Source organism: Flammeovirgaceae bacterium SG7u.111 (assembly GCA_034044135.1).
In the GTDB taxonomy this organism is placed as follows: Bacteria; Bacteroidota; Bacteroidia; order Cytophagales; family Flammeovirgaceae.
In genome coordinates this window covers 5,794,558-5,814,221 of sequence record CP139021.1, presented here as the reverse complement: position 1 = coordinate 5,814,221, position 19,664 = coordinate 5,794,558, and the positions used below count along the sequence as shown (strand labels likewise).

At 39.7% G+C, this 19,664-nt stretch carries 19 protein-coding genes and 1 tRNA gene; 7 read left to right on the top strand and 13 right to left on the bottom strand.

The annotated features are described in order from the left end of the window. Window positions 1-172: 172 nt before the first annotated feature. A complete protein-coding gene (locus R9C00_22575) occupies window positions 173-1,432 on the bottom strand; it encodes a DEAD/DEAH box helicase (GenBank protein WPO34489.1) in 1,260 nt (419 codons plus the stop codon). 384 nt (window positions 1,433-1,816) lie between these two features. Between R9C00_22575 and R9C00_22570 the strand changes: the two genes are divergently transcribed. The 4 genes from R9C00_22570 to R9C00_22555 all read left to right on the top strand — a co-directional run bounded on the left by R9C00_22570 (window position 1,817) and on the right by R9C00_22555 (window position 4,027). Further along, window positions 1,817-2,359 carry a YMGG-like glycine zipper-containing protein gene (locus tag R9C00_22570; protein ID WPO34488.1) on the top strand — a complete coding sequence of 181 codons (543 nt, stop codon included), beginning with the start codon at window positions 1,817-1,819 and terminating at the stop codon, window positions 2,357-2,359. A gap of 125 nt (window positions 2,360-2,484) precedes the next feature. After that, window positions 2,485-2,661: a hypothetical protein gene (locus R9C00_22565; protein WPO34487.1), complete on the top strand. Its 177-nt coding sequence runs from the start codon at window positions 2,485-2,487 to the stop codon at window positions 2,659-2,661. Then, the gene (locus R9C00_22560; GenBank protein WPO34486.1) at window positions 2,631-3,215 is read left to right on the top strand and encodes a Crp/Fnr family transcriptional regulator; all 585 of its coding nucleotides are present in this window, start codon (window positions 2,631-2,633) and stop codon (window positions 3,213-3,215) included. Before R9C00_22565 ends, R9C00_22560 begins: the two co-directional genes overlap by 31 nt. Window positions 3,216-3,295: 80 nt before the next feature. Then, window positions 3,296-4,027 (top strand): SDR family NAD(P)-dependent oxidoreductase, encoded by a 732-nt coding sequence (locus R9C00_22555; GenBank protein WPO34485.1) that lies wholly within the window; start codon window positions 3,296-3,298, stop codon window positions 4,025-4,027. A 77-nt stretch (window positions 4,028-4,104) separates the two neighbouring features. On the opposite strand, the gene R9C00_22550 is transcribed toward R9C00_22555, so the two are convergent. Next, window positions 4,105-5,616: a hypothetical protein gene (locus R9C00_22550; protein ID WPO34484.1), complete on the bottom strand. Its 1,512-nt coding sequence runs from the start codon at window positions 5,614-5,616 to the stop codon at window positions 4,105-4,107. A 379-nt stretch (window positions 5,617-5,995) separates the two neighbouring features. Here R9C00_22550 and pdeM point away from each other — a divergent pair, with 379 nt between their 5' ends. Continuing rightward, window positions 5,996-6,658 carry a ligase-associated DNA damage response endonuclease PdeM gene (gene pdeM, locus R9C00_22545; protein WPO34483.1) on the top strand — a complete coding sequence of 221 codons (663 nt, stop codon included), beginning with the start codon at window positions 5,996-5,998 and terminating at the stop codon, window positions 6,656-6,658. Here pdeM and pheA read toward each other — a convergent pair. The 5 genes from pheA to R9C00_22520 all read right to left on the bottom strand — a co-directional run bounded on the left by pheA (window position 6,655) and on the right by R9C00_22520 (window position 10,390). Beyond that, window positions 6,655-7,719 (bottom strand): prephenate dehydratase, encoded by a 1,065-nt coding sequence (pheA, locus tag R9C00_22540; GenBank protein ID WPO34482.1) that lies wholly within the window; start codon window positions 7,717-7,719, stop codon window positions 6,655-6,657. The genes pdeM and pheA overlap by 4 nt on opposite strands. Before the next feature lie 149 nt (window positions 7,720-7,868). Beyond that, window positions 7,869-8,459 (bottom strand): 50S ribosomal protein L25/general stress protein Ctc, encoded by a 591-nt coding sequence (locus tag R9C00_22535; protein ID WPO34481.1) that lies wholly within the window; start codon window positions 8,457-8,459, stop codon window positions 7,869-7,871. Between the two features lie 94 nt (window positions 8,460-8,553). Further along, window positions 8,554-9,486, bottom strand: a complete 933-nt coding sequence (locus R9C00_22530) for a ribose-phosphate pyrophosphokinase (GenBank protein WPO34480.1) — start codon at window positions 9,484-9,486, stop codon at window positions 8,554-8,556. 106 nt (window positions 9,487-9,592) lie between these two features. Then, window positions 9,593-9,665 (bottom strand) — tRNA-Gln (locus R9C00_22525). A 200-nt stretch (window positions 9,666-9,865) separates the two neighbouring features. After that, window positions 9,866-10,390 (bottom strand): hypothetical protein, encoded by a 525-nt coding sequence (locus R9C00_22520; GenBank protein WPO34479.1) that lies wholly within the window; start codon window positions 10,388-10,390, stop codon window positions 9,866-9,868. Window positions 10,391-10,649: 259 nt separating this feature from the next. Here R9C00_22520 and R9C00_22515 point away from each other — a divergent pair, with 259 nt between their 5' ends. Next, window positions 10,650-11,555, top strand: coding sequence for a hypothetical protein (locus R9C00_22515; GenBank protein ID WPO34478.1), 906 nt, complete (start codon window positions 10,650-10,652; stop codon window positions 11,553-11,555). Between the two features lie 292 nt (window positions 11,556-11,847). After that, window positions 11,848-13,281 carry a M20/M25/M40 family metallo-hydrolase gene (locus tag R9C00_22510; protein ID WPO34477.1) on the top strand — a complete coding sequence of 478 codons (1,434 nt, stop codon included), beginning with the start codon at window positions 11,848-11,850 and terminating at the stop codon, window positions 13,279-13,281. Here the strand turns inward: R9C00_22510 and mnmA are convergent. The 6 genes from mnmA to R9C00_22480 form a co-directional block, all read right to left on the bottom strand. Further along, window positions 13,271-14,473: a tRNA 2-thiouridine(34) synthase MnmA gene (gene mnmA / locus R9C00_22505; protein WPO34476.1), complete on the bottom strand. Its 1,203-nt coding sequence runs from the start codon at window positions 14,471-14,473 to the stop codon at window positions 13,271-13,273. The genes R9C00_22510 and mnmA overlap by 11 nt on opposite strands. Before the next feature lie 299 nt (window positions 14,474-14,772). Next, entirely contained in the window at window positions 14,773-15,987 is a 1,215-nt protein-coding gene (locus R9C00_22500) for a thioredoxin fold domain-containing protein (GenBank protein ID WPO34475.1), read from the bottom strand. A gap of 259 nt (window positions 15,988-16,246) precedes the next feature. Further along, entirely contained in the window at window positions 16,247-17,011 is a 765-nt protein-coding gene (locus R9C00_22495; protein ID WPO34474.1) for an N-acetylmuramoyl-L-alanine amidase, read from the bottom strand. Window positions 17,012-17,164: 153 nt separating this feature from the next. Then, on the bottom strand, window positions 17,165-17,527 hold the full coding sequence (locus R9C00_22490) for a hypothetical protein (protein WPO34473.1): 363 nt from the start codon (window positions 17,525-17,527) through the stop codon (window positions 17,165-17,167). Window positions 17,528-17,666: 139 nt separating this feature from the next. Further along, a complete protein-coding gene (locus tag R9C00_22485; protein ID WPO34472.1) occupies window positions 17,667-18,710 on the bottom strand; it encodes a VWA domain-containing protein in 1,044 nt (347 codons plus the stop codon). Continuing rightward, the gene (locus R9C00_22480; protein WPO34471.1) at window positions 18,703-19,593 is read right to left on the bottom strand and encodes a hypothetical protein; all 891 of its coding nucleotides are present in this window, start codon (window positions 19,591-19,593) and stop codon (window positions 18,703-18,705) included. The genes R9C00_22485 and R9C00_22480 overlap by 8 nt, the downstream gene beginning before the upstream one ends. Window positions 19,594-19,664: the final 71 nt, after the last annotated feature.

Genomic DNA, 19,664 nt, shown 5'->3' with positions numbered 1-19,664 from the left:
GGACGATGGTTAAGATTGTAACTAAAAGCAAATTAATCAAGCTGCAAATATCTCATTACAAGTTGAATTGCAACATGCTTAGTCTGATTTTTTTTGACGCTAAATAAAAAAAACAGGGCAAGTGAAGTCAGTCACTTGCCCTGTTTTTCAGAAACTATAGTTGATAAAAGAACTAGTCATTTCTCTTTTTTAGCCTAGGTTTTTTTGTGAAGCTACCTTTTTTCTTTCCTGATTTGTTACCAGGTTTCTTACCGTAACCTCTTCCTCCACCTCTCGATTCTTTTTGACTTGGGTCGTATACAGGACCTTCGCCAATGGATTTTGGAAGCTTCACTTTTCGTACTTCCTGTCCTATAAGTTCTTCTATTTGGGAAAATTTATATGCTTCTTGTTTGGTGATGAATGTAACTGCTTCGCCCGTTGAGGCAGCCCTTGCGGTTCTTCCCACCCGGTGTACATAGTCTTCGGCATCGTTAGGCACATCAAAATTGATCACCATGCTTATAGAGTCGATGTCGATTCCTCTCGCCACAATATCCGTCCCCACCATGATGTTGAAGCTTTTATTTTTGAACTGGCGAATTACATCTTCTCGTTCCTTCTGATCCAAGCCCGAGTGCATTTCCCTTACCGAAAGGTTTTTGGCAGCTAAAGCTTTTGTAATCTCGCTCACCTTTCGTTTTGTACTCGAAAATATGATGACACTTGGCACATCATCATCCCTAAGCAGATAAGAAACCAAATCAATTTTTTGTTCTTCATACACCATGAAGGCTGCTTGTACAACACCTGCGGCAGTTTTGGAAATAGCAAGTGTTACTTCCACGGGCTCTACTAACATTTTTGCAGCAAAATCACGGATTTTAGGAGGCATTGTCGCCGAAAAAAGCAAGTTTTGACGCTTTTTGGGCAACATGTTTATAATGGTCATGATGTCGTCAAGGAAGCCCATGTCGAGCATGCGGTCAGCTTCATCTAGAATCAGGAATTCTAAGCCACTAAAATCACCTATGCCTTGCTTGAGGTAAGAAAGTAGTTTCCCAGGGGTTGCCACTACTATATCTACTCCCTCTTTCAACGCTCTTTTTTCTCTTTCCCAGCCTGCGCCGTCCCCGCCGCCATAGATGGCAATAGAGCTTGTGTTGGTAAAATAAGCAAGCCCTTCGAGCTGTTGGTCTATCTGCTGTGCAAGTTCACGTGTGGGAGAAATTACCAATGCTTTGATTTTCCCAGTACTTTCTAAGGTCATATCCATGATGGGCAGCAGAAATGCCGCTGTTTTCCCTGTTCCTGTTTGGGCACAGGCTATCACGTCTTTTCCTTCTAATATTACTGGTATTACTTGCTCTTGTACTGGAGTGGGTTCATCAAACCCCATCGCAAAAATGCCCTCTAGTACCTCCTCCTTCAAATTAAGTTCTTCGAATTTCAAAATGTATTCTTTTGGTAATTGATAGTAAAAACTGCAAAGCACGCTTTAAAAAACTTTGCCGCTCACTGGGCTACATGCTTTTTAGGTATTCAAAAACATCCGTTTTTAATAATATTTCAACAAATATAAGCTTTACAGTTGAAATATTTGGTGTAATGGACTGAACATGAGCGTTTTTTATTGGGGTAAATAAAAACCCAAGTATCTGCCTTCTGTTTTGCACCTGTTCTAGTTTGGAAATATCCCCATTTGTTCATGGGAAAAAATTCCTGTTCAAGGGAAAAATAACTGCTTCGCTGCTCTATATGCTTCGTGTTTTTTCCCAATTGCCCACCTTAGCATCGTAAATCAAAACGGATTGCCAATTTAAAGTTAAAACTAACCATGAGAAAGATATTTTTGAGTACACCGATTGTTGCATTATTAGTTTCAGTTTTATTTTTAGGAACTACATCATATGCCCAAACTGCTGTAGTTAGTGAAGATGGTGGCGGTATCTATGCCATCGCTCCTAAAATTGGGTTGTATGTTTTTCCTAACAAGGGTCAGGATGCCAAGCAACAGGAAAAAGATGAGTTTGAAAGTTATAAATGGGCGGTGGAACAAACTGGGATTGATCCATTGAGTATGCCAGAAGTTCGGCCTGAACAAGTAGAAACAGGTCCTGACGGATCAGCTGTAAGAGGTGCTGCTCGTGGGGCTGCCACAGGAGCATTGATCGGAGCAATTGCAGGCGATACAGGGAAGGGAGCTGCTATTGGTGCTACGGCAGGAGCACTTGGAGGGCATGCTGGAAGGAAAGCCCGTGGTCAACATGCTCAAGCTGCCGCAAATGCAAGTGCCGAACAACAAGAAGCTGAAATGCTCGATAATTTTAAAAGGGCATTTACCGCTAGTATGGAAGGTAGAGGATATACTGTGAAATAAAGCAGTATTGATATATATAAATTCAAAACAACCCTTCTTGAACTCGTTCAGGGAGGTTTTTTTTGTTTCTGTTTTTTAAAAGAGATACCTTTTGGAAAGGAGAGGGTTTTGAAACGGTGCATGGAATGTTTTTCAATTATCGTTTGGAAATGGATTTGGATAAGGTTTTTAGTGAGAAATTCGAGGTTTTACTTTTAGAAACCTATACCGAACTTGAAGAAAATGACCCAATTGTGTTGATTGGAAAACTGAAACTTGGAAAAAGTAGATCATGGAGAATCAGTTCTTTTATAGTACGCTGAATCAGCTTCATCCTATTACGGCTAAAGCTTGGGACGATTTGAACATGACTTTAGAAGAAAAGAATATTCGAAAAAATGCTTTTCTGATAAGTGAAGGTGAAAAAGCAAGCTATTGCTACTTTTTGGTAGAAGGAGTTGTGAGGGTATTTTATAGCAACGGAGAATCTGAGTATAACAAGACTTTTTTTGTAGAGGGTACTTTTCCCACTCCACTTACTGCCCTTCTTTCTGCTGCTCCTTCCCAACTCAATTTTCAGGCACTTACTCCAGTCAAATTATTACGGTTTTCTTATGCTAGTTTTCGGGGACTGTTCAACACTCACCGTTGTTTGGAGTTACTTTTTCTCAAAATCATGGAGTTCAATTGGATAAAAAAAGAGCAGCATGATATCCGCATGGTCACCAATTCTGCTACGGTAAATTATCAGATTTTCCAAGAAGAGTTTCCCAAGCTTGAGCAACTAATTCCCCAATATCACATTGCTTCCTACCTAGGAATCACTCCCATCCAGTTGAGTAGAATTAGGGCTAAACTTGCTAATTCTGCTTCTTGATCTGACTTATTAACCTATGTTAATGACCAAGGGATTGGGTCTGCTCATCTTTGAGTTGTAACCAAATCTAACATTATAATATGAACTTATCAGGAAATACAATTTTGATATCTGGAGGTGCTTCAGGGATAGGCTTGGCATGGGCAAAAGCTTTTGCTGAAAAGGGCAACAAGGTAATTCTTTTGGGAAGAAGCCAACAAAAACTTGAGGAAGTTGCAAAGCTTGGTTTCCATATCATAAAGTGTGACCTTGAAGTCCAAGAAGAGATAGAAGCAGCAGTACTGGAGCTTGGAAATAAATACCCAAACCTCAATTGCCTTATCAACAATGCTGGAGTACAGTTCAACTATTCCTTCAGTGGAACAGCTATTCCTTTTGAAAAAATAAGGAAGGAAATCAATATTAATTTAACAGGGCAAATCATTTTGACACAATTGCTAATTCCTTTGTTGAACACCCAAAAGCAAGCAACTATTATCAACACTACCTCTGCTCTTGGAGCTTTCCCCAAATCGAATGGTTTGGTATATAGTGCTGCAAAATCGGGACTTCGAAACTTTACAATTGGGCTAAAGAATAGCCTGAATAGCTCTTCAATTAACGTCTTGGAGTTTATTCCGCCTGTTACCGCTACACCTATGACGGAAGGTAGAAAAGAGGCAGTGCTTTTGCCTGAGGATTTAATAGCAGAAGTTTTACCCCAACTCCAAAAAGATTATAGACTGCTGACTACTTCGAAAGTTCGGTTTTTTCTTTGGGTTGCCTTCTTGTTTCCAAACCTTGCTTACAAGATTTTGCATAAAAACCTGTAGCGAATGATACTAAAAAAAGCCAGCTCCCAAAGGAGCTGGCTTTACACCATCAATGAGTGAAATGAATACTAGAAAATTTATTTTACTGGGGCTACCATTCCAGAGCTATTTGCCCTTATTACCAAGATATCAACACCTTGTTTTGGGTCAATTTTGGTCATCCCTACTACGATGATTCCACCATCTTCCATAATCAAAGCATCAAACCCTCTTTGGTCACTATCGCCACCTATATTTCTTTCCCAAAGCTTTTCGCCTTTAGGGTCAAGGCTAACCATGAATATATCATATCCTTTTGAACTAACCGCTTGTTCTTCTTCGTTCCAAATTTCTTGGAAACCAACAGCCAAGAAACTACCTTCTTTTGTTTCTTTCACTGTGAAAGCTTCTTCGGCAGCCAATGCGCCAACAGCTTTATTCCATTCTTCTTTTCCTTTATTGTCAGTTTTTATCAACCAAAAATCTTGGCTGGCGTAGGCAAAGCTGTAAGTAGAACCAGCAATCAGTAAGCCTCCATCTGTAGTTTGTATTACAGAGTTTCCAGTTTCGTTATCTCCACCTCCATAAGTCATGTCCCATTGCTGGTTTCCTTCTTTATCGATGCTCAATAACCAAATGTCCCATTTTCCTTTACCTTTCGATTCGGTGTTGCCAACAATTACAAAGCCTTCTTCAGTAGAAATTACATCAGAACCTTCTTCACTGGCAGCACCGCCATATGTTTTCTCCCATACTTTTTCTCCGTCTTTGTCTATCATCAATGCTTTGATGTCCAAAGAGCTTTCAACAAAAGAATTGCCTACTAAAAGGAAACCGCTTTCAGTCTCAACTACCGCACTCGCTTCATCTATGGACATGTCCGAACCAAAAGTTTTGTTCCATACCTCACTTCCGTTTCCGTCCACTTTCACTGCCCACATATCTTTCATGCCAGGCTGACCATTGTAAGAGTCAGAATGGCCTACGGCAATGATATTTCCATCGGCTGTTTCAATTACGTCTTTTGCTTCATCAGTCTCGTCACCACCAATTTTTGTTTCCCAAACTTTGTTGCCATCGCGGTCAAGTTTAAGAATGATCATATCTGTATTACTGGATGTACTTGGGGATGAGCGACCGGCAATTACTACACCACCATCCTTTGTCTGAATTACTGCGCGGGCTTCATCGTAGCTACGACCGCCAAAGTTCTTGACAAAAGTACCTGACAAATCAACATTACATGCGCCTATTTGAGATTTTGCATAGCTATCATTAGGCTTGAAGGTTAGTGCTTCTTCGTATTTGCTCTGGGCTGCTTGGTAATCCCCTTTGCCAAATTTCTGATCGGCAAGGGCAATGGTTTCTTTGTATTTTGTTTCAATAGATGTAGTAACCGTTGCCAATTGAGCCGTTACATATTTATCATTAGGCTTGTTGTTTAGTGCAGTAGTATATGCCTCTTTTGCTTTGAGCAGTGCACCTTGTTGTAAATAGGTATCCCCTTCTGTCTTATATTGTTTGTACTTCGCCTTGTCTTTGGTCTGAGCCATCGAACTTTCAGCTCCCAAAATGAACAAGGACAAAACTATACAGAGTAAAAATTTCATCTTATTCCTCATTATTATATTAGTTTTTCTTTAACTACTGGTTTCAAATCTTACTGAAACAATTGACTACAAATAGCTTCTTGTTTAAAGAACAAAATATTCACAGCTGAATAGAATGCTTAATTAAACGGCATCTCGTAACTTTAGAAATCAGACTAATAACGGATTTTATCACGTCTTATTCTTTTGCTTATAGTCTTGTTAACGCTTCAAAAACAAGCTTCCTATATGACCAGCAAAGAAAATTTTGGATGAATAATCTTAGAAGGGTAGGGAGTCTAGGTGGGTCATGAGAATAGAGGAAGATTATTTGGGATAATTTCAGCTTTACTTTGAGGAAGAAGGGAGTTTGGAAATCGACAGTGGAGTTTCTTTTTATATGTCACATATATATATCAAACATTTCATTTATGGAGAAGAGCTTTGGCTCTTGCCGCAAAAATGCATCTTCTTACCTAGCAAGAAGATGTTGTTACTTGCTGACTTGCACTTTGGAAAGGTTGGCCATTTCAGAAAGGAGGGCTTAGCACTTCCGCCTACAGTTCATTTAGCCGACCTTGGAACTCTCAAAAAAACCATTTTAGCTTTGGGTGCAGAAAAAGTACTTGTGTTAGGCGATATGTTTCACAGCCGTGCTAACTATGAGTGGGGGATTTTAAGCCTTTGGCTTGAAGAAATGAAGGATATTTCCTTCGAATTGATAGTTGGAAACCACGACGTGCACAGTATGGATAGCTTACCCCAAAAGCTTAAAGCTCATGGGTTACCTTATTATATTATAGGAAGATTGGTCTTGAGCCATGAGCCACTTTCTATAGATGAAATTCCACAAGGGTGTTATAATCTTTGTGGGCATATTCATCCTTCGGTAAAGCTGAGAGGGGCAGGGCGACAACACTTGCAGTTGCCTTGTTTTTATTTTGGGAAGGAAATGGGAATTATGCCTGCATTTGGAAAATTCACCGGGTTTGTAGGTGTTTCTGCCAAACCCGGTGATGCTATTTTTGCAATAGTTGAAGGAAAAGTTCTTCAAGTTTGCTAGCAAAGTTTTACATAACTACCTAGGAACTTGAGGTCTTCTTTATGTCTTTTGAAGATTTTTTTGATGTTTTCATCCTTATAATGGCCATCAAAATCAACGATAAACCAATATTTGAAGGTCGTTCCATCTCTTGCCGGACGGCTTTCCAACTTGCTCAAGTTGATCCCTTCTTGCTCGAATTCATCTAGAAGCACAGCCAACGAACCAGGTGTGTCCGGTGTTTTAAGGACTACCGTGGTCTTATCAGCGTCACCTTTCTGATTTTTGATGTTCTTACTAATAATCAAGAAACGGGTCATGTTGTAAGAACTGTCTTCTATGTTTTCATATAGCACGGGCAAGCCGTGGAGCTTAGCGCCTATATGAGAGCAAATAGCCGCACTGCCTTCATTTTCGCATGCTAGTCTCGCTGCCTTAGAAGTAGAAGCTACTTCTACCTCGGAAACTGAAGCATCAAAATACTCATTTATAAAATTGCGGCACTGTCTGAAAGCTATATCTTTCGAGTAGATTTTAGTGATTTTTGAAAGATCTTCCTCTTTGGTAGCAAAGGTAAAGTGAATAGCCATAGGAATTTCTGCCACTATTTTGACGTCCTTGCTGCAAAGCATATCTACGGTTTCGGGTACAGTTCCCTGTTGGTTATTTTCCAACGGTACCACCCCAAACCTTACCCGCTCTGTTTCCACATTTTCAAAAACAGATTTTATATCTCTTAGTGAAATATATTCGCTGTTTGCTCCAAACCTGCTTTCTGCTGCTTGGTGAGTAAAACTTCCTTCAGGACCCAAATAGGCAATGCGCTCAGGAAGCTCAAGGTTTCTGCTCACTGCAAATATTTCCAAGAAGATATCTTGAATGGCAGCTCTGGTAAGTAATCCTTTATTGAGCGAAGAAAGACGATCAATTATCGCTTTTTCACGCTCTGGGCGATAGATAATTGAGCCTTGCGCCCGCTTAAGCTCGCCCACATCTTTCACCACTTGCATCCGTTGGGACAGGAGCTCTAGTAGCTGGGTGTCAATATTGTCAATTCGATCTCTCAGTTGATCCAGATCCATCTTTATCTAGTCTTAATTTTTCTACACGTTTTAGGTCAAATGCTTCCAAAAGTACATAGCCAAGCGCATTAATAAAATTCTGGTAGGTATTGAAACAAAAAAAATCCCGGCAAAACCGGGATTCCTTATATAATTTGTAACAATAATGACTATTCTTCGTCTTCAGAGTCACCAGCTTTTGTTTGAGCACTTTTAAGAGCTCTAGGAATCTCGATAGTACCGATGGTTACCATTTCGTTGTTGAGGATAGTGTAATCTTCAGCCTTAAGTGAACTTACTTTTACTGATTTACCCAACTCCAAACCATTGATAGATACCTCGATAAACTCAGGCATATGTTGTGGAAGTGAACGTACTTTCAGCTTTCTAAGCTTTGTAACCAATTTACCACCTTTCAAGATGCCAGGAGCAGATCCAGTGAATTTAACAGGGATCTCCATTTTGATCTCTTTTGTTTCGTTAAGCTCCAAAAAGTCGATGTGTAGCAATACTTCACTTACAGGGTGTACTTGGAGATCTTGAAGGATAGCTTTGTATAATTTTCCTTCAATGTTTAGCTCTACAAAGTGAACATTTGGAGTATAAACCAAATCTCTAAAAAGCATCATTGGAGCATAAAAGTGAACGTTTTCTTCACCTCCGTACAATACACATGGTACATCACCATTTTCTCTTAGCCTTTTAGAATCTCCTTTTCCTAGACCGTCTCTTTTGTAACCTACAATTTCAATAGTTTTCATACTATAGCAATTTTAAAATATATGAATAAATGTCTCGGTACTCAGTTTGCTTTCTTCATCCCGAGAGTATAATGAAGTATTTTTTATAGGATAATTAATCCAAAAACAATGAACTGATAGACTCGTTGTCATTTATTTTCCTGATAGCTTTCGCAAAAAGGTCGGCTACAGAAAGTACTTTTATTTTGCTCGACTTTTTCCTCAATGGCTTTGTGTCTGTTACCACCAAAGCTTCAAGAGCCGAGTTCTCTATTCGTTCGTAAGCTTTATCCGAAGACAAAACAGGGTGGGTACAAATTGCCCTTACGCTCAGCGCCCCTTTTTCCATGATCAAGTCTGCTGCATTAGTGAGTGTTCCTGCTGTGTCAATCATGTCATCTACCAAAATCACATGGGCACCAGTCACATCACCTATCACTTGCATGGAAGCAATTTCATTTGCTCTGGTCCTGTACTTGTCACAAATGACCATATCAGTCTTGAAATGCTTAGCATATTTTCGGGCTCTTTTGACCCCTCCCATATCTGGGGCTGCAAAGATAAAGTTTTCTAGTTCTAATGACTCAATATAAGGCATAAAAATAGCCGTACCTTGTAAGTGAACCACAGGAATATCGAAAAAGCCCTGAATTTGGTCGGCATGGAGGTCGCAAGTAACTAGTCTGCTTGCCCCTGCAGCAGTTAGCAAGTTAGCTATCAGTTTAGCACCAATTGCAACCCTTGGCTTGTCCTTCCTGTCTTGTCGGGCATAGCCAAAATAGGGCAATACAACGGTTACGGTATTTGCCGAGGCTCTTTTTGCTGCATCTATCATCAGCAAAAGCTCCATCATATTTTCTGCGGGTGGAAAAGTAGATTGGATGATATAGACATCGACCCCTCTTATAGATTCCTCGTAATAAGGACCTATTTCATTATCACTAAATCGCTGGAGGGTTACTTTTCCCAAATCTTTTCCGTAGGAATGTGATATTTTTTTGGCTAAATATTTTGAAGCCGAAGCGGAAAAGATTTTAACGGTGGACATGAGGTCTTTTTAGTATTTGACTAAAGTCAAAGGTCTTTTAAAAGAACAAAAGGAAACGATCAGTTTAGACCATTTCCTTCTATTTTTATCAAGTAATTTTAGCAAGTTGTCCGACTAGGGCTCGAACCTAGACTCTTCTGGACCAAAACCAGACGTGTTGCCAGTTACACCATCGGACAAGAGTATTACTCGATTGAGGATGCAAAATTATATCAATTATTTTTTTGTGCAAACTTCTTTTCATAAAAAAGTTAAAATAATGCTTTGTGTGAAATGATGTGAGAATGTAATTTACTGTAAATAAGTGCTTTAATGAAGCAAAAATTATTTTGTTTTTTTGCCCGTAATCAAGCTCTTGCTATTAAAGCTTATGCAGATTTCATCTTCTTTTACTTTTCATCCTCTGGACAAAACCTTCAACTTCGTTTTTTTGCTCACCTATAAAGGTCGTAAATGTATTATGTGTCATTTCTATCACCAGTTGGTATGAGCCATTGAATCCATAGTACAAAAGCATGACCCCGGCAAAAAGCCCAACTATACCAGACCAGCCTTGGGCATGGTTTCCAAAAATAGCTACCAATGAAAACGGCGCGAGTATTCCACCGATAATAATAGGCAGCATGATGTACCTATAGCTCACGGAAATATTTTTTAGGTGAGAAAGGGGGAAGGTGTTTGTCTTTTTCTCCTGAACTAGTTCAAGCTGGTTTTCCGTCAGTTTCAATTCTTGGAATACACTTATCTTACAACTGTCAAGTATGTTTTCTTCTTTTTTTAGCCAGTCGTAATTATAGGTATAACTATAATGGTGTTTTCCACTGGGCGTGCCTGTCCCTTGGTAAGGATACCAGTACTTTTGGACCTTCTGCTTTTTGGGTATATAATGATAACTGGTTTTCAACCTTTTCTTAATCTATGAGAATACCTATTCTAAACCATAAAGATAGAGGCTGAGTTTGATTCTCCCGAAATTCATTTGGGTTGTATCCACTTTTTTCCTCATTTCTGTTGAATAACTCTACACTTTGGTAGTGTTCTCCTCCATAATTCTGTAGTCTATCCCCTTTCTCAGCTCGAAAAACACACTTTTTGGGAATTGGCACGACCTTTCTAATAGGAGTTACGCAAATAGAATGGATTTAACTAAATCTTATAAAACGATGAAAAAAGTTAGTATTATCTTTTTAGCAGTAATTACACTCGCTTCTTGTAAAGACAAAGAGTTGGTACAAGAAGTAGAATTGTTAAGAAGCAAGAACCAGCAACTTGTTTCGGAAATCAGTGAGCAGGATTCTGTTTTTGTATCTGCTATGGAAGAATTCAACCAGATAAGCTTAAACCTAATGGAAATTAGGGAGCGCGAGCAAAATATAGAGCTTGGAAATGGTGACAGAGCAAACATGGACGTAGATGCACGTCAGAGAATATCGGAAGACATTCAGGTGATCAATTCACTTATGGAGCAAAACCGTGAAAAAATAGCAGAATTGGACGAAAAACTGAAAGGTTCTTGGTATCAAAACTCTAAGTTGAAAAAGTCGATAGCAGCGCTTAAAGAAGATTATGAAGTACAGCTTTCTAGCCGTGACTCTTCTATAGCAATGTTGAAAACAGAACTTGAGAGCATGGATTTCACTATCCAAGATTTGAATGGAAAACTTGAGGAAATGGCATTGGCCAATGCGCTTCAAGATAGCATGCTTACAGAAAAAGCAACGATGATTGCTGAGCAAACTACTGAGCTAAACACTGCTTATTATGCTACTGGCTCTAGCAAAGAGCTTATCAAAAACAACGTAGTTGTAAAAGACGGTGGATTCTTAGGAATTGGAAAATCTGCTCAGATAAACAGTGATGCTAGTGTTCAAGCATTTAACAAGATAAATATAACTGAAACAAGGTCTATCCCAATATCAGGTAAAAAGGCAGAGCTTATCACAGCTCACCCTAACGGATCGTATAAAATAGAAGCTGAAGATGGTGGAAAAGCCCTTTCTAGCTTAGTGATCCTTGATCCTGAAAAATTTTGGGAAACGTCGAAATACTTAGTAGTAAAAGTAGACTAATAAAAGAGCAAATTGGTTTAATTGTTCAATGAACAACAGACAAAGTGCCCGGGAAATCCCGGGCATTTTATTTTTACTCCCTACCATTTATCCTTCCTCAAATCAGTTGCTTAGCTTGTTTTCCCAATTCAGGTAAATAGTACTGGTACATTACGCCAAAATTCCTAATAACCCGTTTTAAATAAAAGAATTGTTAAATAAAACAGCCTCCTCATAACTGAGGCGATAATTCATTAAATTGGAGGAGTTTTTCAATCCTATTCTGATTGCAAATTTTTAATTAACGGGCATTTTGAGAAAGCAAGCTACACTATTAATTTTACTACTTAGCATTCTCTCTTTTGCAGGGAGTTTTGCGCAATCTACTACTGAAGACGAGGCAGTCAGGCTTCTTTCCGAGTATCTACAGATTCCATCGGTAACAGGAAATGAGCTTGAGGCAGGGACGTTTCTTGCCCAAAAGGCTGCCGAAATGGGGCTTCATATCCGAACTTTTACCCAAGAGCAGGGCAGGTATAATTTTGCCGCTTCACTTTATCCGCTAAGCGAAGGCAAGCCGAATGTGATTTTGTTAAATCATATAGATGTAGTGGAGGCTGGTGATAAAAGTTTGTGGAAATATGATCCTTATAGCGGGATGGTTGCAAATGATACCGTGTGGGCTAGGGGAGCGCTCGATTGCAAAGGGCTTGGTGCAATGCAATTAGCTGCTATGGAAGCTTTTGTTGATACCGCAAAAAAGGCTGATTTAGCTTATAATATAACGCTGTTAAGTGTTTCGGGGGAAGAAGTTGGAGGACAAAATGGTGCAGAAATTATTATAAACCAGTATTTGAATGAATTGAATGCCGTAGTGGTATTTGGCGAAGGCGGAGGAGGAATGAAAGGTGTACTCAGTGCCGATCCTGAAAGACCTGTTTTTGGGGTTTCGGTTGCAGAGAAAAAGAGTTTGTGGCTCAAGCTTGACCTAAAATCGAAGGCGTATGGACATGGTGCAGCACCTCCTAGCAGGTATGCCAACAAAACTATGCTGGCTTCGCTTTATGCACTTACTCGAAGAAAACCGAAGGTGCAATTTGTGCCTGCAAACATCCTAATGTTGCGTGAACTAGGCAAGGTTGAAACTGGGTTAAAAGGAATGGCGCTCAGAAATGCAGGCAGAGGTCCTCTCAATTCTGTACTTAAAAAGAAGCTCATAGCCGATCCAAATACTTTGGCTATTAGTACGAATACTATTGTAATTACCAAAATAATGAACCCTCCAGGGCCAGCAAATCAAATAGCCAATAAAATATCTGCTACGCTCGATTGCCGATTGCTGCCCGGCGTAAGCACAGAAGCTTTTCTGAAAGAGCTAAAAGGGTTGTTGAGAGGGTTTGGGAGGAAAATAGATGTGTCTATTATAGGGGAAAGTGTAGACGCTCCCATGAGTAACCCAAATGATTTTTTCATTTATTTTAAAAATGCTATCCAGAAAAATTATACGGATGCTGAGGTGCTTCCTATGCTTTTGCCTGCTACTTCGGACAATGGCTTTTTTAGAGCAAAGGGCATCCCCACTTTTGGGATAATGCCCATGCTTATGGATAACAGCCAGTTTGCTTGCATTCACGGGACCAATGAAAGGATTTCTGTGAAGCAATACTTGAAAGGCATCCAAGTATTTGAAGATTTCATTTACTTCGTGATGACTAACAAAGGGAAAGTGGCAAAATCTAATCAATAACGCCTGAGCCAATTAGCTCTTCGCCTTCGTGCCAAGCGGCAAACTGCCCTGGCGCTACTCCACGCTGTGGTTTTTCAAACAAGATAAATATTCCTTTTTCGGTGGCGTATAGCGTAGCTTTTTCTAGGTCTTGGCGATACCTTATACGAACAAGATAGTTGACCGAAAACCCAATTTGCAGTTCTTTATCTGGTCTTATCCAATGTATATCCTCTTTTTTTAAGAATATAGCTTGGCGATAAAGCCCAGGGTGATCCGAGCCTTGCCCCGTGTAAACAATATTTTTTTCCACATCTGTTCCTATCACAAAAAGTGGTTCGGGAGTTCCCCCTACATTCAGCCCCTTGCGTTGGCCAATGGTGAAATAATGTGCTCCTTGGTGCTCACCAACCACTTTTCCAAGCTCAGGTTGCAAAGCAAAAGGCTCAGCTAAAGCTTCTAAATCGGTTTGGTCAAACGCATTTTCGCTTGAAACAGCTAGCTCTACCGGCTTAAATACTTCAGCCTCTCTATCCATTTCAATGATCTGCCCTTTTTTTGGCTTGAGTTGCTGTTGCAGGAACTCAGGTAGGCGCACCTTACCAATGAAGCACAAGCCTTGGGAATCCTTTTTCTCTGCAGTGATCAGCCCTTGTTCACGAGCAATTTGCCTTACTTCAGATTTTTCCAGTTCGCCTATTGGGAAAAGTGCTTTGGAAAGTTGCGCTTGGTTGAGCTGGCATAGAAAATAGCTTTGGTCTTTGTTGTCATCTTTGCCCGCCAACAGTTGGTGGATTACCTCACCATTTTTGTTTTCAAAGCTGCTTTTTCGGCAATAATGGCCCGTTGCCACATATTTAGCACCCAGTGCAAGAGCCTTTTCTAAAAAGATATCAAATTTTATTTCCCTGTTGCAGAGCACATCAGGATTGGGAGTTCTGCCTTTCTCGTACTCGGCAAACATGTAATCCACAATCTTTTCTTTGTACTCGGTGCTAAGGTCTATTACTTGGAAGGGAATACCGAGCTTTTGGGCTACTATCAGCGCATCGTTGCTGTCTTCTAGCCATGGGCATTCCTTACTTATCGTCACCGACTCATCGTGCCAGTTCTTCATAAATAAGCCCACTACTTCGTATCCTTGCTCTTTGAGCAGATAAGCTGCTACACTCGAATCCACTCCACCCGACATGCCTACTATTACTCGTTCCATTCCTACTATTTTTTAAGCTTTAATACTAATATACTCACAAAATGACACTTAATCTTTTGACTGCTATGTCCTTCTCGTTCGTTAAAAAGCCTTGCCTTAGCGCTGCTAAGCCTGCGTTTTTTGCCTCCGACAATGTCATATCAGCTGACGAACCTTATGCGTCCTTTTATAAGTAAATTAGTATAAATCCGCTTTAGACCCAAAAAGTTCAAAAACTAAAAAAGCCCAGTGAAACTGGGCTCAAAAATACGATTATTTGGCAAAAACTATATTCTGCCAATCTAATGCTATTGAAAGAGTTATTTTGCCTGCATAGCTTTGTTGAGCAGACCAAATACTTCATTTATTGTTTGCTTTTCTTCCTCATTTGCCGCAATATCCTCCGCTTTTTTAGCATAAACCAAGGCTTCTTCAAATTCGGAAACCATTCCTAAGGCATACGAGTGCAATAAAAATACTTTAAACTCAGGTTTTTCTTTTTCAGTTTCTTCAATCCAGCTTATTGCTAGTTCAAGCCCTTTTTTGTCTTCAGAGTTTTCAATAATAGAATATGCCTCTCTAAACAAAAATTCATCATCGGTGCTTGCGTATTCATTCCTGTAATCGTTAATCAAGGCTGAGTATTTTTCCCATTCGCCAAGTTGGAAATAAAAAATTTTCCTTGTATAAAACTCTCCCTGAGCTAATTCATCATCAGTTTCAGAGTTATAAGCTACAATTTTCTCCACGATTTTATCTATTACTGTTACATCTTGCGTAGCTATCGCGTTCATCAAGTTGTGATTGTAGCTTGCTTCTACAAAAGACTTCAAATAGTCGGCATCAAAAGAGTCTTTATTATCCAACACATATTTAAAAGCTGTCCCTTCTAGGTCATAGCCCGCATACAGTACTAAATCATTGTTAGCCTCATGTTTATAATCATCTTCCTTAAAGCTTTTTACGAAACTATTGGCAACTTCTATCGCTTTGTCTTCAAGTCCTTTCTCTTTCAATGCGGCTAAGTATTCGCTCGCTTGTTCTTTTTTGAGTGTACCTTTTTTGTAGGCATCGTCTAGCTCGCTGAAGTTTTTCCAAAGAGTAAGTGAGCCTTTCCCTGCTTTCAAAAATTCTTCGGCTTCCATATAGCCAACTACGGTTTTTACCGTGTTTCCATTTTTATCTACAAATAAATAGGTTGGAAAACCTGAGACTTTGTTTTCTGTAGTCAGCTTTGCCCCAAACTCAGTTTCGGCATCAAGTTTTACATTGATGAACTGTTCGTTGAAGTAGCTCCCAACACCCTCGTCGCTGAACACATTTTTATCCATCATTTTGCAGTACCCGCACCAAGTTGTGTAGAGGTCTACAAAAATCAACTTCTCATTTTCAGATGATTTGCTTAGTACTTCTTTCCAGTTTTCTTCCCCCAAAATTTCCTCGAAAGCAATTCCTTCTGCATGTGTAGCAATATTGATGGATAGGAATAAGATTAGTGCTGCTAGTAGATTTTTGGGTTGCTTTACAAAGTTCATATTATAGTAATTTTATTAAACAAGCTAACGATTCATAGTGGTATTGCACAAAAGTTACTAATACCAGACGCCAAGATTACGTTTTTTGTCTAAGATGAAAAATGATTTAATTATGCAATTTATGTGATATTTTCCATTTCCCCAGTCTAAAAAGCCTTAATCCTTGTTAAAATGTAGATGAAAGGGAAAATTGAAGGTATAAAAAAAGAGCAAAGTTTCCCTTGCCCTTTTGAAAAAGTGATATTTATAATGTTACATTTTATGTTGTTGCCTCGCCAACGGCTTGCTGCTTTGCTTGGTCTTCTGGCATCACGGCATCTTTGTGTAAATCCATCAGTATCTCCACCAAGTCGGGTTGAGGGTGACACCTTACCTTATCGGTACGGACACTTGCCAATGTGAAAATCCCGAATCTTCCCAAAAGAGCATTTTCACTCAATTCCCACATATCTGGCTGATAGTTGGCAGGAATATCGTATTTGTTACACAAGAAAACCAATAATTGCCTCAAGCTTTCGATTTGTGCTTTGGTATATTTATGGAAAAAACGTTTCCCTCTGTAGCCGTCTACATATTCTATCACCTCCGTGTCGGGCACAACTGTCCGAAATGCTGAATAGAATTTACCACTTTCCCAAGTTACCTCTCCTGCGTTGCAAATAGAAATAGCAATGGAATACTTTTCTAAGAACCTGGTATGTGTCCTGTTTTTATATCGTTTGGGAATTTCGTTTTTCTCATTGTGAACTCCAAGGTGCAAAGCCCAATATTTGGAAGAGAATGCGCTAAAAATAGTCCCGTCCTCATAAGAAGTCTCGTTTTCGTAAGGTTTTCCTGCTATCACAAATGCCGCTCCTTTACGATAAGAGCTTTTTCTCCAACTTTGTATTACTTGCCTAGGGTTGGGATGGGAAACGCTATGGTGGATATAAATTTGCCTTTTAGGATTGATTTCAGAGAAGTAATCGGTCTTCCCATACATCCGCTCCAATACTACCTTGTTTTGGTCTAATGTCTGCCTCATTTCATTAAAATCTTCGCTTTTTGAATAATTAAGCTTATTGGCTTTTAATCAGCATCAATATAATGCATTAATAACAAAAGACAATAGAAAAAATAATTATTCCCTACATCCGACATATTTTGTTGAAGCAACTTTGGAGTAGGCAAAAGTAGTTTAAAGCGAAGTCACGGTAAATTCTAGGAGCTTTATGGTGGCTTCTGTAGCTCCATTGCTCTGGCAGGCTTTGTAATGATGGAGTGATGATTCGTCGTTTGGAGCTAAAATGACCGATTTTTTCCCCTGTGCTTTAGCCTCGCTACTGTGTCCGCAAGTAATGGAAAGGTTGAAAATTACCTTAACTTGGTACGAGTTTGTGTTTTTAAGCTTCACTACGGTACTTACCGAACTGGAAATCTTGGACGGTTTGTGCAACACATATACCTCTACGCCATCTTTGGAGGCTATTTTTTTCCACTCCTCTGTGTATTCTGTAGGAGCAAGGAGAAGTGTGAAAAATAATAAAATATAGGCAAACATAGTTTTTAGTTGGTTTGTGAAGCTTTTACACCTTTACAGGTATAATAGGTAAACTCAAGAATCGTGCTTTAGGCAAATAAGACAACTAACTTGCCTAGTGGCGACGAAAGTCTTGATTGATTAAATTCAAAACAGCTTCTTAATCTTCCAAAACGTTGCTCATGAATGTGCTCTTGAGCCCCAGCCAAACCAAAAAGCTAATGATGCTATAAATGAGATAGATGTAGTAATAATCGCGCGTATCTTTGAAACGGGTTTCTTTGATTTCCGCTTTTTCGTACTCATCAATGATCTTAAAAATCTGATCCAACGCTCGGTTGTTGGTAGCCCTAAAGTACTTTCCCTCACCAATTTTGGCAATTTCCCTCAATGCAGTTTCATCAAGACTTTGCTCAATGTAACGCTTCCTTCCAAACATGTCCGTGCCAAAAGGAACTTTCCCTTCTTTTCCCACCCCAATGGTGTACATTTTTATTCCGTAAGCATACGCCATATTTGCTGCTGTTATCGGATCTAGGCTACCCGCTGTATTTTCCCCATCACTGAGCAAAATAAGAACTTTCGACTTAGAGTCAGACTCTTGCATGCGGTTTATTCCTACAGCAATTGCACTTCCAATAGCTGTTCCGCCCTTGGCTATCATATTGAAATCTATATCATCTACCAGTGAGTTTAGTAACTCGTAGTCGGTGGTAAGCGGGGAATAGGAAATAGCTTCTCCTGAGAAGATAACGATGCCAATTCTATCTTGAAAGCGTCCTCCAATAAACTCTCGGGCTACTTTTTTGGCAGCTTCCAGCCGGTTGGGCACAAAGTCTTCTATCTGCATAGACTCCGAAATATCCAATACCAGCATGATGTCAATTCCCTCGGTCCATTGCTCTATCTGCTCGTTGGTTTTTTGTGGGCGAGCCAAGGCAACCAATAAAAACACCAAGGTCAGTGCCATAAAAACAGGTGGGATGAACCTCAGCCAAGCTGAACTGCTTTTTCGAACCTTACCTTCTGGCAGGGCTATTTCCAGCTTTTGGCGCATCTGGTTGAGAATAAGCCAGCGCAACAGCAAGATAATGATAGCGGCAGGGATCAAATAAAGCACCCAAAATTGCTGCCATTCGTATCCCTGAAGCGTAGCGGGACTTAGCCATTTAAAACTGAACCAATCTATATTGAAATTATCCATTTTTCAGCTCTTCAACTTTCTCGTTGTACTTTTCAACAGTAAACTCTTTGAGCAGCTCAAAGTCTTGCTCTATTTCTTTATTGATCACTCCCGAATAAATTGCCTTATCAATATTTCTTAGGGACTGATGCAATTTATCGTTTCGCAAATAGCCGTTTATTTCTTTGGTAGTGAAACTTACCAGCGCCAAGTCGATAAGCTTGCCGGTGTATGTTTTCCAAATCAATAAAGCCCTATTGAGTGTTTGGTGATCTTTTTTGCCCTTCACCAGTTCCTCAAAATCCTCAAGGAACTGCAAGTGGTGGGTATTCATTTTGCCAAGTTTGTACTTCTTCCTAATCGGCTTGTTGAAAATAATAAATAGGACGATTGCCCATATCAAAATGGTGGCCAACACAAGCCAAAGCAAGGGGAAATTGAATTGCTTTTGAACAATAGCCCAAGTGGTGTTTTCCTTCATCACCACCGAATCTGGAATGGCTGTTACTACTTCTTGTAGCCAAATGCTATCGGAAAAAGGATTGTAAGTATCCATTTTTCCTTCTTCGCCAGCTACAAACACAGGAACTGCCAAATGTTGTACGGGAGGAAGCTCAAAGGTTGCAAGCACATAGATGACACTATCAAGACTTCCCGTGCTATCAGTTTGTGTAGGGAAGTACTTTTTTTCCAAGAACTCAAAAGGGGAAAAATCGTGAGAGGAGTCGGGAAAAACCACTTCCATATCAGAAGGGTGCTTGAAAGTTAGCAAATACTCCACTGGCTCACCTAGCTTTAGCGTATCTTTCATAAACCTTCCCTTGGGCAATTGTTGTGCAGCAACTTCTTCAGAAAGCCCTACAAAAGCTAACAAAAATAGAAGCAATCCTAATCCCTTAGCCAAACAATGCCTTTTTGCCCCAAAAAAATCATTATAGCTCAATTGCACTGTGTTCAATATCTTTATTTTTATAT

Excerpts from the sequence above, each read along its gene's own strand:
- R9C00_22570 (WPO34488.1), top strand. The coding sequence starts at position 1,817 with ATGAGAAAGATATTTTTGAGTACACCGATTGTTGCATTATTAGTTTCA.
- R9C00_22565 (WPO34487.1), top strand. The coding sequence starts at position 2,485 with ATGTTTTTCAATTATCGTTTGGAAATGGATTTGGATAAGGTTTTTAGT.
- R9C00_22560 (WPO34486.1), top strand. The coding sequence starts at position 2,631 with ATGGAGAATCAGTTCTTTTATAGTACGCTGAATCAGCTTCATCCTATT.
- R9C00_22555 (WPO34485.1), top strand. The coding sequence starts at position 3,296 with ATGAACTTATCAGGAAATACAATTTTGATATCTGGAGGTGCTTCAGGG.
- R9C00_22550 (WPO34484.1), bottom strand. The coding sequence starts at position 5,616 with ATGAAATTTTTACTCTGTATAGTTTTGTCCTTGTTCATTTTGGGAGCT.
- pdeM (WPO34483.1), top strand. The coding sequence starts at position 5,996 with ATGTCACATATATATATCAAACATTTCATTTATGGAGAAGAGCTTTGG.
- pheA (WPO34482.1), bottom strand. The coding sequence starts at position 7,719 with ATGGATCTGGATCAACTGAGAGATCGAATTGACAATATTGACACCCAG.
- R9C00_22535 (WPO34481.1), bottom strand. The coding sequence starts at position 8,459 with ATGAAAACTATTGAAATTGTAGGTTACAAAAGAGACGGTCTAGGAAAA.
- R9C00_22530 (WPO34480.1), bottom strand. The coding sequence starts at position 9,486 with ATGTCCACCGTTAAAATCTTTTCCGCTTCGGCTTCAAAATATTTAGCC.
- R9C00_22515 (WPO34478.1), top strand. The coding sequence starts at position 10,650 with ATGAAAAAAGTTAGTATTATCTTTTTAGCAGTAATTACACTCGCTTCT.
- mnmA (WPO34476.1), bottom strand. The coding sequence starts at position 14,473 with ATGGAACGAGTAATAGTAGGCATGTCGGGTGGAGTGGATTCGAGTGTA.
- R9C00_22500 (WPO34475.1), bottom strand. The coding sequence starts at position 15,987 with ATGAACTTTGTAAAGCAACCCAAAAATCTACTAGCAGCACTAATCTTA.
- R9C00_22495 (WPO34474.1), bottom strand. The coding sequence starts at position 17,011 with ATGAGGCAGACATTAGACCAAAACAAGGTAGTATTGGAGCGGATGTAT.
- R9C00_22490 (WPO34473.1), bottom strand. The coding sequence starts at position 17,527 with ATGTTTGCCTATATTTTATTATTTTTCACACTTCTCCTTGCTCCTACA.
- R9C00_22485 (WPO34472.1), bottom strand. The coding sequence starts at position 18,710 with ATGGATAATTTCAATATAGATTGGTTCAGTTTTAAATGGCTAAGTCCC.